We start from the raw sequence: 16,075 nt of genomic DNA on the forward strand, positions 1-16,075 counted from the left end.
AATTGCGCGGATCATCAGGGCAGTGTCAGCCGGTTGCAAGCGCTCTTTGATCCTCGCGCCCCATAGCGATCAAGAAGGGTTGCGCATCCTGTTTCGCTTGAAAATCAGCCTTGTTACCCATGCCACGCCAATTCGCCAGAACAAGGGATTGCGCCACTGCGCCACCTAAGGTCGCGCCGGGGCCGGTAACAATGAACATATCGGGCGCGAACTCATGCGCGGCGGTCTGGATCGCACGGGTAAAGTCATAGGGTTCGGTCACTTGGTGGCCCAGGGTATAATCCCAAAGCGCCTGCGTATCCGTGGCACCCGGCCACCAAATCTTTCCGCGACCGTCGATCAGGGGGCGTTCAGGCTGTCCGAACAAGTCCGCGCCCAAGCGCGCACGCCCTTCGGCAGCGACCGGTGCCTGCAAGGATGTGTGAAACGCGGCATGGTTTGGCAGGCGCATCGGGAAACGGTCCTGCACGGTGGGTTGCGACGCCTCGAACGCCTTCAGCCCCATCTCATTGCCTGCCAGAACCAGCATTCCGCCCAGATCAATGGACAAAGCAAGGTCGTGACCGTCCATCGCATTGATGCGTTTCACATCCGCCAGCAGCTCTGCCTTGCGGGCAGCGTCATCCGCCCAATCGTCGCCGATAAAGGGATAAACCAGTTGGCCACCGATAAGGTGATCCTGCATCAGTGTTCCCATCGTGTTCACGACGCGGAACCCGTGGTCAGGCGACAACGCCCCGGCAGCGGCCAGCGCAATATACCACCCCATCGAGTTCCCGGTGACCGCGACCACTTCGATATCATCGGCCAGCGATTGCGCGTCCGACAGCGAAGCTGCGTAGATGAGCGGTGAGGCAATATCGCCTTTTGAATACTTGGAAACTGTGAACCGCGCTGCGCCATCCAATGCGGTAACGGCCTCTTGCCCTGCTTCCGCACGTATCGCGTCGAAGCCCCGAAACATCGCATTCTGCTGCGCGTGATGGCGATGCAGATAGCCAAGCTCGGGCTTGTTGTATGTACCCCGACCAGGGCAGATGACGACTGCTGTGCGGGTCATGAACGGCCTCCGGTCAGTTTAAGCGCAGCGGTGATAATCCCGTCCTTCGATGGCAGCGGAGCGGCATAGGCGGGGCCAGTTGCGATAAAACAATCTTCGGCCACGACGCGCGCGCTGGGGGTAGAGGGATTGTTTTCGGTGAAAAAGGTCATCAGCGCCTCGGACTGGCTGCCAGTGCCGCGGCATTCGTCGACGATCAGGACGTGTTTGCAACCCTTTGTGGCCTGACGCAGCGCCTCAACCGGGAGAGGTGCCAGCCAGCGAATGTCGATGATACGGGTTTTCACGCCTGCTGCCTCCAACTCGGGCAGAGCCTGTTTCGACAGGTAATGCCCGTTTCCATAAGTGACCATGGCCAGATCTTTACCCTCGCCATGCACGCCAACCTCACCCAGCGCGATACTCTGGTCAGGCGACGGATACGTCGTCATCCAGCCTGCGTCCTGTGCATCGTGCAGATCGCGCATCGGATAAAGCGCAATAGGTTCCAGAAAGACCACGACCCGCTGTTCTTCGCGCGCCAGCCGTACGCATTCGCGCAGCATCTTCGCCGCATCCGCGCCTGTCGATGGACAGGCAATGATCACGCCGGGAATATCGCGCAGGACAGCTAGAGAATTGTCGTTGTGGAAATGACCGCCGAACCCTTTCTGATAGCCAAGCCCCGCAATGCGTAGAACCATCGGGTTGGTGAACTGCCCGTTCGAGAAAAAGGGCAGGGTCGCGGCTTCGCCTCTGATCTGATCCTCTGCATTGTGCAGATAAGCGAGGAATTGGATTTCGGGGATCGGGATGAACCCGTTATGCCCCATACCAATGGCCAGTCCCAAAATGGACTGCTCATCCAACAGCGTATCGATTACCCGATCAGGTCCAAAGCGTTGATGCAGTTTCTGGGTCACGCCATAGACGCCGCCCTTGCGGCCGACATCTTCGCCCATGCAGACGACCTCGCCGTGTTCCAGCATCAGATCGGTCAGCGCCCAGTTGATCAGACGGCTCATGGGTTGCGGATCATCCATTGCCCGCGTGTCGCCGCCAAAGGCCTTGGCGCGCGCGTCGGCGCTGGGACCGTTCGTGGGCTTACAAGCCCGTTTTGGCGGGATTAGGCTGGCCATAACCTCAGAGGCGGTGGTCAGGTGCGGACGGGTTGCGACCTCCGCCGCGATGCGATCAGTACGGGCGCAGGTGTCTTCGTAGATTTTCAACGCCTGTTCCGGCGCCAACGCCCCGGCCTGTTCCAGCAAGCGCACCGAGTGCAGCAGGGGGTCGTTGGCCTCGTCCGCCTCAACCTCGGACTTCGGCAAGTACGTGGTCGGCACATCTGCGCCCGCATGGCCGTAAAGACGCACGGTTTTCAGATGCAGGAAGGCCGGTTTCCGGCGGGTACGGACATACTCGGCGGCGTCTTGCGCCACCGCGAAGGTCTCATAGATATCCAGACCGTTGGCCTGAAAATACTTGATCCCGGGGCGATGCTCCATCGACGCCTGTATCCAGCCTTTTGGCGTTTTGACCGAGATTCCAATCCCGTTATCTTCACACACAAACAACAGCGGCAGAGGCGTCGACTGTACGCTGGTCCAGCCTGCGGTGTTGATCGCACCTTGCGCTGTAGAATGATTGGCCGAGGCATCCCCGAAGGAACACATCGCAATCCCGTCCAAGGGCAGTTCACGGTGTTCAGGATCGTGTCTCCGCGCTGCGCCTAGCGAATAAGCAGCGCCCACCGCCTTGGGCAAGTGGCTGGCGATCGTCGAGGTTTGCGGCGGGATCGTCAACGCTTTGGACCCCAGTACCTTATGCCGCCCGCCCGAGGTCGGATCCTCTTTCGAACAGGCAAAACTCAGCAGCATGTCCCACGCGATCTGCTGACCGGGCACCTGTTCCGACCGCGCGATCTGAAATGCCGCGTCCCGGTAGTGAAGAAATGCGATATCGGTCGGGCGGAGTGTATGCGCCACGGCGGCCATCCCTTCGTGGCCGGATGATCCGATGGTGTAAAACCCCTGCCCCGCCTTCTGCATGGCCCGGCTGGTCCTGTCCAACGCACGGCTAAGGACCTGTGACCGGAACAGCGACACCGCATCGGTATTGCTCAGACCCTGCCGCGGCTTTGCTCCGTCGGGAAAGTCGCGATTGGCTACCCGGGTCAGGAAATTCTCGTGAACGATCTGGGCGCGATCCATTGGGTGCCTTCCGGAGTTATTTGTTTACAATTTGACGGTAGCGTCCGCGATACGGCGCATACCTTCTTGCAGGCTTTCGGTGGCATAGGCAAAAGAAAGCCGCAAATGCCCCGGCATACCAAACGCACGCCCCGGCACCAGCGCCACACCCGCCTCATCCAGCAGAAAGCGACAGAATTCATGGTCTGTGGCCATTTTCGCATGAGTTTTGGGAAAGACGTAAAACGCGCCATCCGGCACGGCACATTCCAGACCAGCGGCGTTTAGCCCTTCGACAACCAGATCGCGGCGCGCTCGCATTGCCCGACGGCGTTCTGCCAGCAAGCCTTGTGGCCCGGTGATGGCCTCCAATGCTGCAGCCTGGGCAATCGAACACGCCCCCGACGTGATTTGCCCCTGCACAGCCACCATCGCCTTGATCAACTCAGCAGGGCCAATTCCCCACCCGATGCGCCAGCCTGTCATGGAATAGGCCTTGGACACGCCGTTTACGATCAACGTTCGTTCCGCCAATTCGGGAACGGCCTGCACAAAGGGAGTGAAAGGCACAAAAGATAGGTGTTGATAGATCTCGTCAGAAATCACCCAGACCTGAGGGTGTTTTTGCAAAATTGCGCCCAGCGCCTGCAATTCCGCCTTGGAATAGACCGCGCCAGTTGGATTGGACGGGGAATTCAGCAGTAGCCAACGCGTGCGCGGGGTGATCGCGGCCTCCAACTGATCCGGCGTCAGTTTGAATTTCTGCGTCGCCGGACAGCTAACGACTACGGGAACACCGCCTGCCAACCTGACCATATCCGCATAGCTTGTCCAGAATGGCGCGGCCATAATCACTTCATCACCGGGGTTCAGAGATGCCATCATTGCGCAGGACAAAACCTGCTTGGCACCCGTCGAAACGATTACATTTTCGGGGCGCGCGCCAGCCTCAATCGCAATCGCTGATCGCAAGGCAGGCGTTCCTGCCGTTGCGGGGTATCGCGTCTGCCCGTTCAAAGCTGCATGGTGTGCCGCCTCAACAACATGCTGCGGGGTCGGAAAATCAGGCTCACCAGTGCTGAGCGCAATCACGTCGGTACCCTGCGCGCGAAGGCGCGCGGCCTGTTCGGAAATGCGAACGATCTCTGACAGCTCAATGCCATCCAACCGTTCGGCGGGCTGAAACTCTTGAATACTGGTCGTTAGGGTCATTGATCCACATCCACATTGGATTCCACGCCTCTGTATCGGGCTGGTGCACGGCAATTGCCAGTGATATTCCGTGTGAAAGGTATGAGGATTTGTAATATGATTGCGCCCCGTCGGTTTCTACCCTCGATCCCCTCACTTCTGGCACTGGAGGCGGTTGATCGCCTCGGCAGTGCCTCGGCTGCAGCCGAGGAGCTGTCATTGACCCAAAGCGCGATCAGCCGACAGTTGAAGTCCATGGAGGACCAACTGGGCGTCGCGCTCATTCAGCGAAACCAGATGCGATTGCACCTGACCCCCGCCGCGAAAGATTATGTTCAGGTGGCGCGCGCAGCGCTAAACCAAATTGCGCAAGCGTCACTGAAACTGAAGGCCAACCCAACAGGCGGGTCGCTGAACCTGTCCATCCTGCCCGCCTTTGGAATGCACTGGCTGGCGCCGCGCCTGCAGGATTTTGCCCGTCGCCACCCCGAAGTGACCGTAAACCTGAGCACATGCCTCAAGCCGTTTGATTTCGAGACCGAACATTTTGATGCCGCCATCCACTTCGGCCAAAAGAACTGGCCGGGCGTCAACTACCTGCCGATCATGCGTGAAGATGTGGTTCCGGTCTGCGCGCAGGACCTGTTGCCCGATCAGGAGCAGGACTTGGGCTGGCTGATGACGGCCCCATTGCTACATCTAGAGACTCGACCGGACGCTTGGGAGCGATGGTTTGCGGCACAAGGGCGTGACGTATCAGGGATGCGGGGAATGCTGTTCGATCAGTTCTCGACCATGGTGCAGGCCACGATTCACGGGCTGGGAGCGGCGCTATTGCCCAGCTATCTGATCGAAGACGAGCTGAAAACCAAAAGATTGGTTCCCGCATGGAACGGACCCCGCATCAGTCTTGGGCAATTCTTTCTGGTCTGGCCACAGTCACGACCTGAGTCCGAACCACTACGGTCATTTCGGATATGGCTGCAAGGTCAGGTTGGCCCATTCTGACCTAAAACTGCACAGTTAAACACGGCACAGTCTCCGGCTTTGCGTCCTGCGGACGGCAGAGGGGCCGGGCAGGTGCGGGCTGCGCCCGCACCTGCCCGGCCCAACAGGAGGAGACGTTTTCCCAAAATGTTGACGACAGGCGGGAGCCCTTTGGGTGCGTTACTTGTCCAGCGAACGGGCGATCAGTTCCTTCATGATCTCATTGGTGCCGCCGTAGATCATCTGCACCCGCGCATCCGCATAAAGCCGGGCAATCGGGTATTCCATCATGAACCCGTAACCACCGAACAACTGAAGGCATTCGTGCATGATCTCGTTCTGCACTTCTGAACCCCAGTATTTCACCATAGAAGCCGTCGCCGCATCTAATGTACCAGCCTCGAGTTGTGCGATGCAGTCATTGACGAAACTGCGCAGAACTTCGGCTTTGGTTTTGCACTCGGCCAATTTGAAACGCGTGTTCTGAAAATCCATAACGCGCTGACCAAAAGCTTTGCGTTCCTGCGTATAACGCACTGTCTCGGCAATTGCGAAGTCGATCGCGCCCAGCGCCATGATACCGATGGTCAGGCGTTCCCAGGGCAGTTGCTTCATCATCTGATAGAAGCCCTGGCCTTCTTCTGGTCCGATCAGGTTCGTCATCGGAACCTTGACGTCTTCAAAGAACAGCTCGGCCGTATCGTTGGCCTTCATCCCCAGTTTCTTGAGGTTTCGGCCCCGACGAAATCCTTCTGCGCCTTCGGTTTCTACTGCGATCAGCGATACGCCCTTGGACCCTTGCGATTTATCCGTCTTTGCAGCCACCAGGATCAAATCGGCGGATTGTCCGTTGGTTATAAAGATCTTGGATCCGTTCAGGCGATAGGAATTTCCGTCCTTGTCTGCGGTGGTACGAACGGACTGAACGTCCGAACCTGTTCCCGGCTCAGTCATAGCCAAAGCGCCAACCATTTCACCGGACGCCAGACGGGGCAGCCATTTGTGCTTTTGATCCTCGCTGCCATAGGCGTTCAGGTAGTGGACAACAATCGACTGAATTCCAAAACCCCAACCCGAGTCACCGCGTGCGGCTTGCCCGTACATCGTGACCGCGTCAAATCCAATCCCGCCGCCAACGCCACCATATTCCTCGGCAATAGCGCCGGCCATCAGACCCATATCCCCGGCCTTGTTCCAGAATTCGCGATCGACCATGCCGTTTTGGTTCCAGCGTTCGATATTGGGTACAAGTTCGTCGTCCATGAACCGGTTTGCCATTTCGGCAAACATCTGATGTTCGTCAGTGACCCAGTTGGCGGTAGGCTTGAATAGCGACATGTAGGTTTCTCCCAAATCGAATTTCGATAAGGGTAGCGTTGGGCACCGCGCAAACCAACCCATCCACCGGATTGCTACGCAACGTCTTTTTCGTACAAGACCTTACGTTCACAGGTTTAAACCCGGTCAAACCAGGGCATTATCCAGCAGAACCTGTGCCGCTGCCTTTGCATCTCGCGCAGGATCGCAACTTTTTACTAGGACGGCCGTTACGATTGCGCCCTCTTGCAAGAGCAGCAGCTGGCATCCCAATGCCTCGGGATCACGTGCGCCTGCCTTGCGGGCCAAATCGGTGAGAAACTCGAGCATCAGATGCTTGTGTTCGGCTGCCTGCAAATGGATTGGGTGATCTTGTTCCTGATACTCTGCGCCCGCCTTGATGAACATGCATCCGCGAAAGCTGTCCTCCTGAAACCATTCGCCCAGCACATCGAAACTGGCGATCAGCCGTTCGGCCGGTGTATCGGCTAGCTCATCTACCCGTTGCAGGAACCATTTGCGAAAGTTCTCATCCCGCAACTGCAAAGCCGCCAGGATCAGCTCTTCCTTGGTACGGAAATGTTTGTACATCGACGTTTTCGACACGCCCGTCTCGACCACCAACTTGTCCATGCCGGTGGCGTGAAATCCGTCACGATAGAAGACCTGCAATGCCTTGCGGACCAGCTCGTCACGTTTGTTCGGGCGCATCTGTCAGCTCCTGTATGTACTGATCGGTACATAATGCACCATGGCGATGGCTGCAACAGACGCAGCCTAACCTGCTGTTTTCACTTACTCCCCTTAGGAGACGAAAATGTGGGTTCAAATAAATCCAACTCAACACTTGAAAAAGGTTACCGATCTGTACACATTTAGGGCACAGTGTACCGATCAGTAAACTCAGGAGCGAATATATGAGACCCCGCACCAGACCTCTCTCGCACCAGTACATCCCCCTTCTTTTGACCATCGCCTTGATGGCAGCTTCTCTGGCTTGAAAGACCTACAAATGAACCGTCCTCCTCTGCCCCCGTTCACCCTGGAAACCGCAACGCAAAAAGTGCGATTGGCGGAAAACGCCTGGAACAGACGTGATGCGGATGTCGTGACCCCGGCCTATACCGAAGACAGCCAGTGGAGAAATCGGGCAGAATTCCTAAGCGGCCATGCAGACATCCATGCCTTTCTGACACGCAAGTGGCACAAGGAACTGGACTATCGGTTGATCAAAGAGCTGTGGGCCTTTTCCGGTGACCGCATTGCGGTTCGTTATGCTTATGAATGGCGTGACGACAGCGGTCAGTGGTTCCGGTCTTATGGCAACGAAAACTGGCTATTTGCCGAAGATGGTCGAATGGCCGAGCGCCATGCATCGCTGAACGACCTGCCGATTGCGGAAACCGAACGTCTGTTTTTCTGGCCGCAAGGCCCCCGCCCCGACGATCACCCCGGCCTGTCCGATCTGGGACTTTGAAAGGACATCCCATGCCCCGCGCCTTTTCCGAACTGACCTTCACCCCCGCTGTCCGCGCCCATCAGGAACGGATGGGGTCTGCCAAGACCTATGCCAAATTCATCGAAAGTGGCCCACAGCAAGGCCACGAAATCGGCGAGCCTGAAAAGGCCTTTATCGAAGCGCAGGACGGGTTCTATCAATCCACCGTGTCCGAAACGGGTTGGCCATATGTGCAATACCGTGGCGGACCAACCGGGTTTCTCAAAGTTCTGGGACCGCAGACAATCGGTTATGCCGACTTTTCGGGCAACAAACAGTATATTTCGCGCGGTAACCTGGATGGAAATGACCGGGTTGCAATGATCCTGATGGATTACGCCAATAGGCGACGCCTGAAAATCCTTGGCCGGGTCGCGTTCACCGAGGGCGAAGATGCCACAACCAGCCTATATCCTGACGGCGCCGATGCCCCGGCTGAACGTGCCGTTATCATCCGGGTCGAAGCGCTGGATTGGAACTGCCCGCGCCACATCACGCCCCGCTTTACCGAGGCCGAGCTTCGCCCACATCTGAACTCGCTAGGGCAGCAATTGGCGCAACTTCAGGCCGAAAACGACAGGTTGAAGCAGGAGCTGGCAAAACGGTCCTGACCCAACAGCGCCTGATGAACCTCTCGAACCAGGACTTTGCCCATGTCGCGATCTTCATTGAATATGGCCGGTTTCATTCTTGTAGGCATTGCGCTGACCACAGCCGCCGTGTCGCTCGCGTTCTTTGCCTCCCCCGAGGCCGTCAGATCGCCGCCGCCGGAAACCTACAACTCTCTCTTGTTAGAAATGTTTGCAAACAGGTGACGCCGACGCGCGGGTTGCAAAAAAGAAAATCCGCGATACCTCTTGACCTTCCTGTGACTGGAACCCCCATTTGGAGGGCAGATAACACATCGGGACGAGTCGCATGGCTACGCCGCAAACAACACAACTCAAAATCTCGGGCATGTCCTGCGCGTCCTGCGTGGGGCGTGTAGAAGCCGCATTGCAATCGGTGCCAGAAGTGACCGATGCCTCGGTCAACTTCGCGACCGAAACGGCGCAGGTCACATATACCGGGCCGATCAACACACTGACCGACGCCCTGAGCAACGCCGGATATCCGGCGGCCAGCAAGCAGACGACCCTGAAAATTTGCGGGATGACCTGCGCCTCGTGCGTGGCAAAGATCGAAAAAGCGCTGACCGCTGATCCTGCGGTCGTCGACGCACAAGTCAATCTTGCGACCGAAACCGCTGTGGTCACGTTTATCGACGGGGCCACCGACCCGCAAAAGCTGGCCAGTTTGTCTGAGGCAGCGGGATACCCTGCGCGCGTGGCAGACAGCATGACGGCTGACCAAACAAACCACACGAAATCCGACGAAGCGCATGCGCTGACCCGCACAACGATCTTCGCAGCGGTATTGGCTCTGCCAGTATTCATTCTGGAAATGGGCGGGCATATGATCCCGGCCTTCCACCATTGGGTCCAGGCCACAATCGGCACGCAAACCAGCCACCTCATCCAGTTCGCACTGACCTCGGCCATTCTGATTGGCCCCGGGCGCGTGTTCTACGCCAAGGGTATTCCGTCACTGATGCGCGGATCGCCCGATATGAACGCACTGGTCGCCTTAGGAACGGGGGCCGCCTATTTGTTTTCCGTCACCGCAACCTTCGCCCCGCAGGTCCTGCCGCAGGGTAGCGCCAATGTGTATTTCGAGGCCGCCTCGGTCATCGTGGTTCTCATACTGCTGGGTCGGGTCATGGAAGCGCGCGCCAAAGGCCGGACCGGGGCCGCGATCCGCAAGCTGGTTGGGTTGCAGCCCAAAACGGCACGGGTCGAACAGGACGGAAATTTCATTGATCGCCCCATCGCCGACATAACAGTAGGCGATACCCTGCAGATCCGCCCGGGCGAACGGGTTCCCGTGGATGCCGAGGTTCTGGACGGCACCTCTTATGTGGATGAAAGCATGATCACGGGCGAACCGGTGCCGGTGGGCAAGTCGCCATTGGATCAGGTCGTTGGCGGTACGGTGAATGGCACCGGAGCCTTGCGGGTACGCGCAACGCGCGTTGGTGCCGATACGGTGTTGGCGCAGGTCATCCACATGGTCGAACAGGCGCAGGGGGCGAAGCTGCCGATCCAAGGGCTGGTCGACCGGATTACTGCGCGATTTGTGCCCGTTGTGATGGCTGTTGCGCTGCTGACAATTGCCGTTTGGTTGTTCGTTGGCCCAGAGCCGGCTTTGCCATTGGCGCTGGTCGCCGGCGTCTCGGTTCTGATTATCGCCTGCCCTTGCGCCATGGGCCTTGCGACACCAACCTCGATCATGGTCGGCACCGGCCGCGCGGCAGAATTGGGTGTGCTGTTCCGCAAAGGCGATGCGTTGCAGCAGTTGCAGCAAGCCAAGGTGGTCGCGCTGGACAAGACCGGGACACTCACGCTGGGCCGGCCGGAACTGGAGAGTGTTACGACTGCAAACGGCTTTGACCGCGACAGTGTTCTGCGTTTGGCGGCCGCCGTCGAGGCAAGGTCAGAGCATCCCGTTGCCACTGCCATCACTCGTGCCGGACCATCTGAATTGCCCAGGGTATCAGAATTTGAGTCTCTCACGGGGCTGGGAGTTCGGGCTGTGGTCGAGGGGCATAAGTTGCTGATCGGTTCGGCCAGAATGATGGAACAGAACGACATAACCGTCATAGACCTGATGGCCGAGGCCAACCAGCGCGCCGAAGAAGGCGCAACCCCTTTGTTTGTCGCCATCGGCGGTCAGGCCGCTGCAATGCTTGCGGTCGCGGACCCGATCAAGCCTGGCACTGAGCAGGCGCTTGGGCGGTTGCACGAAATGGGGCTGACCTTGGCGATGGTGACAGGCGACAACGCCCGGACGGCGCAGGCTCTGGCGGACAAGCTGGGCATTGATCATGTCACGGCCGAGGTACTGCCCGATGGTAAGCTTGCCGCAATCAATACACTGCGCGACACGTTTGGTGCACTGGCCTTTGTCGGGGATGGCATCAACGATGCCCCGGCACTGGCTTCGGCGGATATCGGCGTCGCCATCGGAACCGGCACCGATGTAGCGATTGAAACTGCGGATGTGGTGCTGATGTCGGGCGATCTGCGCGGTGTCGCAAACGCGGTCGAGATCAGCCGCAAAACCATGCGCAACATCAAGCAGAACCTTGGCTGGGCGTTTGGCTACAACATCTTGCTCATTCCGGTTGCCGCAGGTGTTCTTTACCCCTTTGGCGGCCATCTGCTGTCCCCCGCCCTCGCGGCTGGGGCCATGGCATTGTCCAGCGTCTTTGTCGTCTCGAATGCGCTGCGCTTACGGCGCGTCCGGGCCAGCCTGCCTGACACCCCGCAAGGCCATGCAACGCAAACGGTGACTTCATGAATATCGGCGATGTTTCAAACCAGACCGGCCTACCCGCCAAGACGATCCGGTATTACGAAGATATCGGCCTGGTAAAGCCCCTGCGCGATGACAACGGATACCGCAGGTTTCGCAGTCAGGACGTGCACAAGTTAAATTTCCTGGGTCGCGCCCGCGCCTTAGGATTCACGATCGAGGATTGCCGGACGCTGATGGCATTGTACGAAGACGAAACCCGTGCCAGCGCCGATGTCAAAAAGGTGGCCCGCGCGCATATGGCTCAGATCGAAGCCAAGATCGCTGACCTGAACGCCATGCGGGATACTCTGAGCCATCTGATCGACGCTTGCGCAGGGGACGACAGGCCCGATTGCCCGATCCTGCAGGATTTGGGCGGCAAAGCGTGACGCGGGGTTGCCCTTTGGACGCAGCTTTGCTTTGTCTCTGCTAAACAATCCGGCCCGCTGAAAAAGGCAGGTACCGGACAGCAGAGAGGATCTCCAAATGGCAAAAGTCGCGTTTCTGGGTCTGGGCGTCATGGGCTATCCCATGGCCGGTCACTTGCAGGCCGCAGGTCATGAGGTGACCGTTTACAACCGCACCGCCACTAAGGCCGAAGCTTGGGTCACCCAACATGGTGGCGCCATGGCGACAACGCCCCGAGAGGCCGCGCAGGGTGCAGATTTCGTCATGGCCTGTGTCGGTAACGACGACGACCTGCGGATGGTTTGTACAGGTGAAGACGGCGCATTCAGCGGCATGTCCAATGGGGCGACCTTTGTTGATCACACCACTGTTTCCGCCATGGTGACGCGCGAGTTGTACGAAGCTGGACAAACACAAGGCATCGCTTTTGTGGACGCTCCGATCTCGGGCGGTCAGGCAGGGGCAGAAAACGCGGTTCTGTCAATTATGTGCGGTGGGGATCAGGCGGCGTATGACGCGGCTGAACCGATCATGCAGGTCTATTCCAAGATTTGCCGTCGCATCGGCGACAGCGGCGCAGGTCAGATGACCAAGATGTGCAACCAGATCGCTATTGCCGGTCTGGTGCAGGGCCTCAGTGAAGCGCTGCACTTTGCCGAGAAGGCGGGCCTTGATGGCCGCGCAGTCGTTGAAGTTATCAGTCAGGGCGCCGCAGGCAGTTGGCAGATGACAAACCGATATGAAACGATGCTGGATGACCATTTCGAACATGGGTTTGCGGTGGACTGGATGCGTAAGGATCTTGGCATCTGTCTGGATACGGCCAATGAAACGGGGGCTTCACTGCCTGTGACCGCTCTGGTCGATCAGTTTTACAAGGACGTTCAGAAATTGGGCGGCGGACGCTGGGACACGTCCTCGCTGATCAAACGCCTGCGCGCGCTGGATTAAAGGACCGTCGCACTGATGACCGAGTTGACCGAATTCTGGGCCCGCGCCCTGCGCACCCATTGGGGGCTTGAGGCCGAACTGAACCGGCTGGACGGCGAATATGACCTCAACTTTCTGGTCAAGGCCACCAATGGCCAGGACTACGTGCTGAAAGTCATGCGCGCGGGTTGCGAGGCAGAGTTCATTGACCTGCAGATCAAGGCGTTGAAACACATCGCCGCCGAGGCACCGGGACTGCCCTTTCCCAGTGTTTTTCCGGATATCAACGGCACGCTATTGCCGGAAATCTCTGATAAAGAAGGGCAACCCCGACTGGTTTGGTTGCTCGAATGCCTGCCCGGCCAATGCTATGCCAAGACTGCGCCGAAATCCGAGGAACTGATCCTGAAACTGGGCCGCGTTCTGGGGGCAACCGACCGGGCACTGGAACGGTTTACTCATGACGGGCTGCACCGCGCGGATTTCAAATGGGATCTGACACAAGCGGGCTGGATTTCGGACAAGCTGGATGCCATTGCCGACCCTGCACGGCGGGCGATGTTGTCAGAGATTTGCGTTGAATTCGATGCCATCTCGGGCCCTCTGGCTGGATTGTCAAAACAAGCCATCCACAATGATGCCAACGACTACAACATATTGGTCGACGGTGAACTGGGTCAGCGGCAAGCTGTCTCTGGCTTGATTGATCTTGGTGATATGTGCGCCGCACCGCGTATCTGCGATCTGGCAATTGCCGGGGCGTATATCGTCCTGGACCACCCAAAACCCGAGCGGGCATTGACGACGTTGGTGCGTGGCTATCACGCGGCCAACCGTCTGCGTGCTGACGAGGTCGATCTGATCTGGCCGCTGCTGCGGATGAGGCTGGCCGTGTCCGTGGTGAACTCGACCTTGATGGCGGCGGACAATCCGGACGACCCTTATGTGACCATCAGTCAGGCCCCTGCGTGGCGCTTCCTAGAGAACGATACGGTGAATGGCGGCTTGATGTCCGCCCGGCTGCGCGCCGCCTGCGGATTGCCGGTGACCGACGGGGCCGAACGCATCCACGCCTATCTGGCCGAGCATCGCGGTCAATTCGCACAGATGTTCGAACAGGATCTGAGCGATATTCCGATGGGATCTCTGTCGGTTGAAAACTCGACCTGGCCCCAGAACCCGTTTCACATGCCGTTAGACGAAGCCGCGCGCGTCGGCGAGGAGTTCGGAGAAGGCCTTTGGCTGGGTTACTACAACGAACCGCGCCTGATCTATGCCGAGCCGGCGTTCCGCAAAGGACCGTGGAAGGCCTCTGACAGGCGAACGGTGCATTTGGCCGTAGACGTATTCGCCCATGACGGAACTGTTTTGCATGCACCGATGAGTGGCCGGGTCGAGGCAGTCGAAAACCGCGATACGCATCTGGATTATGGCGGCGTAGTGATCCTGCACCATGAAACACCCGAGGGTGATCCGTTCTATACGCTCTACGGTCATCTCGACCCCGAGGTCTGTGGCCGGCTGAAACCGGGTGATCCGGTCGCGCAGGGCGCGGCTTTTGCACGGCTGGGGGACGCCACGCAGAATGGCGGCTGGGCCCCGCATGTGCATTTCCAACTGGCCCTGACAACTGACGGGATGCAGAACGACTGGCCCGGTGTCGGCGATCCTGATGAAATGGAGTTGTGGCACGCCGTTTGCCCGAACCCGGCGGCGCTATTGAACCTGCCGGACGACAAAGTGTTCTATCGCCCGACCGACAAGCAGGCGATCCTGCAAGGGCGGCATGACCATTTCGGTGGCAACCTTAGCCTGACCTATGATGATCCGGTCATGCTGGTCCGCGGTTGGAAGCATCATCTGTTCGACGAATGGGGGCGCCCCTATCTGGACGCCTATAACAACGTCCCCCATGTGGGCCACGCTCATCCGCGCATTCAAGTGGTCGCGGCAGATCAGCTTAAGCGGATGAATTCGAACACTCGCTACCTGCACCCGGCGCAGACAGCCTTCGCTGACAAAATCCTGTCCAAGCTACCGGATCATTTCGAGGTGTGCTTTTTCGTCAACTCGGGCACCGAGGCCAACGAGCTGGCCTTGCGTCTGGCGCGCGCGCATACCGGGGCCAAAGGCATCGTAACGCCTGACCACGGGTACCACGGCAATACGAATGCGGCGGTGGCGATCTCTGCCTACAAGTTCAACAAACCGGGCGGGATTGGCCAGGCCGATTGGGTCGAACTGGTCGAGGTTGCAGACGACCACCGGGGCTCATTCAAGCGCGACGATCCTGACCGGGCACAGAAATTCGCCGATCTCGTGGATCCGGCTATTGCCGTGCTACAGGACAAAGGCCAAGGGTTGGCTGGCTTTATCGCCGAGACCTTCCCCTCGGTTGGGGGCCAGATCATCCCACCCAAAGGGTATCTGCCAGCCGTCTACGACAAAGTCCGTGCGGTCGGCGGGGTTTGTATTGCTGATGAGGTGCAGACCGGGCTGGGTCGCCTTGGTGACCACTATTTCGGCTTTGAACACCAGGGAGCGCTGCCGGATATCGTTGTCATGGGTAAACCCATCGGAAACGGCCATCCGCTGGGCGTACTGGTCACGACCAAAGCCATCGCCGACAGTTTCAACAACGGCATCGAGTTCTTTTCGACTTTTGGCGGCTCAACCCTGTCCTGCCGGATCGGAAAAGAGGTACTGGACATCGTCGATGACGAAGGCCTGCAAGATAACGCCCGTGCCATGGGTGAGCAGCTGATGGATGGGCTCCGTCAGATCGAGGCTGATTTCGCCTGTGTCGGTGACGTGCGCGGCATGGGCTTGTTTCTTGGTGTGGAGCTGATCAATCCAGACGGATCCGAGGGCACCGAAATCTGCAGTTACGTCAAGAACCGGATGCGCGATCACCGTATCCTGATCGGCAGCGAAGGGCCCAAGGACAACATCCTGAAAATCCGCCCGCCTTTAACCATCGAGGCGGAAGACGTCGACATGATCCTTTGGACCCTGCGCGAGGTTTTGTCCGAAGTCGGTGACTTTGCCCCTGCCCCGACTTGCGATCATGATCATCATCACGCGGGCTGCGGGTGCTGCTGAAACAACAAAACCCCGGCT

The 16,075-nt window shown here is 58.5% G+C and carries 11 protein-coding genes and 1 pseudogene; 7 read left to right on the forward strand and 5 right to left on the reverse strand.

The genetic code is table 11. The features are described from left to right. Positions 1–25: 25 nt before the first annotated feature. The 3 genes from AC2FLA_RS17375 to AC2FLA_RS17385 are packed head-to-tail and all read right to left on the reverse strand — an operon-like array spanning position 26 to position 4,440. Complete coding sequence (locus AC2FLA_RS17375) at positions 26–1,060, reverse strand: ACP S-malonyltransferase (RefSeq protein ID WP_496723886.1); 1,035 nt, start codon at positions 1,058–1,060, stop codon at positions 26–28. Then, positions 1,057–3,249: a dehydrogenase E1 component subunit alpha/beta gene (locus AC2FLA_RS17380; RefSeq protein WP_496723887.1), complete on the reverse strand. Its 2,193-nt coding sequence runs from the start codon at positions 3,247–3,249 to the stop codon at positions 1,057–1,059. Before AC2FLA_RS17380 ends, AC2FLA_RS17375 begins: the two co-directional genes overlap by 4 nt. A gap of 24 nt (positions 3,250–3,273) precedes the next feature. After that, complete coding sequence (locus AC2FLA_RS17385; RefSeq protein ID WP_496723888.1) at positions 3,274–4,440, reverse strand: pyridoxal phosphate-dependent aminotransferase; 1,167 nt, start codon at positions 4,438–4,440, stop codon at positions 3,274–3,276. 96 nt (positions 4,441–4,536) lie between these two features. On the opposite strand from AC2FLA_RS17385, the gene AC2FLA_RS17390 reads away from it, so the two are divergent. Continuing rightward, positions 4,537–5,427: a LysR substrate-binding domain-containing protein gene (locus AC2FLA_RS17390; RefSeq protein ID WP_496723889.1), complete on the forward strand. Its 891-nt coding sequence runs from the start codon at positions 4,537–4,539 to the stop codon at positions 5,425–5,427. 159 nt (positions 5,428–5,586) lie between these two features. On the opposite strand, the gene AC2FLA_RS17395 is transcribed toward AC2FLA_RS17390, so the two are convergent. Together AC2FLA_RS17395 and AC2FLA_RS17400 are read right to left on the reverse strand one after the other, a co-directional pair. After that, positions 5,587–6,744, reverse strand: a complete 1,158-nt coding sequence (locus tag AC2FLA_RS17395; protein WP_108859173.1) for an acyl-CoA dehydrogenase family protein — start codon at positions 6,742–6,744, stop codon at positions 5,587–5,589. 126 nt (positions 6,745–6,870) lie between these two features. Then, positions 6,871–7,434: a TetR/AcrR family transcriptional regulator gene (locus AC2FLA_RS17400; protein ID WP_496723890.1), complete on the reverse strand. Its 564-nt coding sequence runs from the start codon at positions 7,432–7,434 to the stop codon at positions 6,871–6,873. 301 nt (positions 7,435–7,735) lie between these two features. On the opposite strand from AC2FLA_RS17400, the gene AC2FLA_RS17405 reads away from it, so the two are divergent. The 6 genes and pseudogenes from AC2FLA_RS17405 (at position 7,736) to AC2FLA_RS17430 (ending at position 16,057) form a co-directional block, all read left to right on the forward strand. After that, positions 7,736–8,200: a nuclear transport factor 2 family protein gene (locus AC2FLA_RS17405; protein ID WP_496723891.1), complete on the forward strand. Its 465-nt coding sequence runs from the start codon at positions 7,736–7,738 to the stop codon at positions 8,198–8,200. An 11-nt stretch (positions 8,201–8,211) separates the two neighbouring features. After that, positions 8,212–8,832 carry a pyridoxamine 5'-phosphate oxidase family protein gene (locus AC2FLA_RS17410; protein WP_496723892.1) on the forward strand — a complete coding sequence of 207 codons (621 nt, stop codon included), beginning with the start codon at positions 8,212–8,214 and terminating at the stop codon, positions 8,830–8,832. Positions 8,833–9,139: 307 nt separating this feature from the next. Further along, on the forward strand, positions 9,140–11,620 hold the full coding sequence (locus AC2FLA_RS17415) for a heavy metal translocating P-type ATPase (RefSeq protein WP_496723894.1): 2,481 nt from the start codon (positions 9,140–9,142) through the stop codon (positions 11,618–11,620). Then, the gene (gene cueR / locus AC2FLA_RS17420; RefSeq protein WP_282121076.1) at positions 11,617–12,006 is read left to right on the forward strand and encodes a Cu(I)-responsive transcriptional regulator; all 390 of its coding nucleotides are present in this window, start codon (positions 11,617–11,619) and stop codon (positions 12,004–12,006) included. The genes AC2FLA_RS17415 and cueR overlap by 4 nt, the downstream gene beginning before the upstream one ends. A 94-nt stretch (positions 12,007–12,100) precedes the next feature. Then, positions 12,101–12,976, forward strand: a pseudogene (locus AC2FLA_RS17425) (NAD(P)-dependent oxidoreductase); the annotation flags it as partial. Positions 12,977–12,991: 15 nt separating this feature from the next. Then, the gene (locus tag AC2FLA_RS17430; RefSeq protein ID WP_496723896.1) at positions 12,992–16,057 is read left to right on the forward strand and encodes an aminotransferase class III-fold pyridoxal phosphate-dependent enzyme; all 3,066 of its coding nucleotides are present in this window, start codon (positions 12,992–12,994) and stop codon (positions 16,055–16,057) included. Positions 16,058–16,075 lie beyond the last annotated feature (18 nt).

Source organism: Ruegeria sp. CDSA033, assembly GCF_059612305.1.

Excerpts from the sequence above, each read along its gene's own strand:
- AC2FLA_RS17375 (WP_496723886.1), bottom strand. The coding sequence starts at position 1,060 with ATGACCCGCACAGCAGTCGTCATCTGCCCTGGTCGGGGTACATACAAC.
- AC2FLA_RS17380 (WP_496723887.1), bottom strand. The coding sequence starts at position 3,249 with ATGGATCGCGCCCAGATCGTTCACGAGAATTTCCTGACCCGGGTAGCC.
- AC2FLA_RS17385 (WP_496723888.1), bottom strand. The coding sequence starts at position 4,440 with ATGACCCTAACGACCAGTATTCAAGAGTTTCAGCCCGCCGAACGGTTG.
- AC2FLA_RS17390 (WP_496723889.1), top strand. The coding sequence starts at position 4,537 with ATGATTGCGCCCCGTCGGTTTCTACCCTCGATCCCCTCACTTCTGGCA.
- AC2FLA_RS17395 (WP_108859173.1), bottom strand. The coding sequence starts at position 6,744 with ATGTCGCTATTCAAGCCTACCGCCAACTGGGTCACTGACGAACATCAG.
- AC2FLA_RS17400 (WP_496723890.1), bottom strand. The coding sequence starts at position 7,434 with ATGCGCCCGAACAAACGTGACGAGCTGGTCCGCAAGGCATTGCAGGTC.
- AC2FLA_RS17405 (WP_496723891.1), top strand. The coding sequence starts at position 7,736 with ATGAACCGTCCTCCTCTGCCCCCGTTCACCCTGGAAACCGCAACGCAA.
- AC2FLA_RS17410 (WP_496723892.1), top strand. The coding sequence starts at position 8,212 with ATGCCCCGCGCCTTTTCCGAACTGACCTTCACCCCCGCTGTCCGCGCC.
- AC2FLA_RS17415 (WP_496723894.1), top strand. The coding sequence starts at position 9,140 with ATGGCTACGCCGCAAACAACACAACTCAAAATCTCGGGCATGTCCTGC.
- cueR (WP_282121076.1), top strand. The coding sequence starts at position 11,617 with ATGAATATCGGCGATGTTTCAAACCAGACCGGCCTACCCGCCAAGACG.
- AC2FLA_RS17430 (WP_496723896.1), top strand. The coding sequence starts at position 12,992 with ATGACCGAGTTGACCGAATTCTGGGCCCGCGCCCTGCGCACCCATTGG.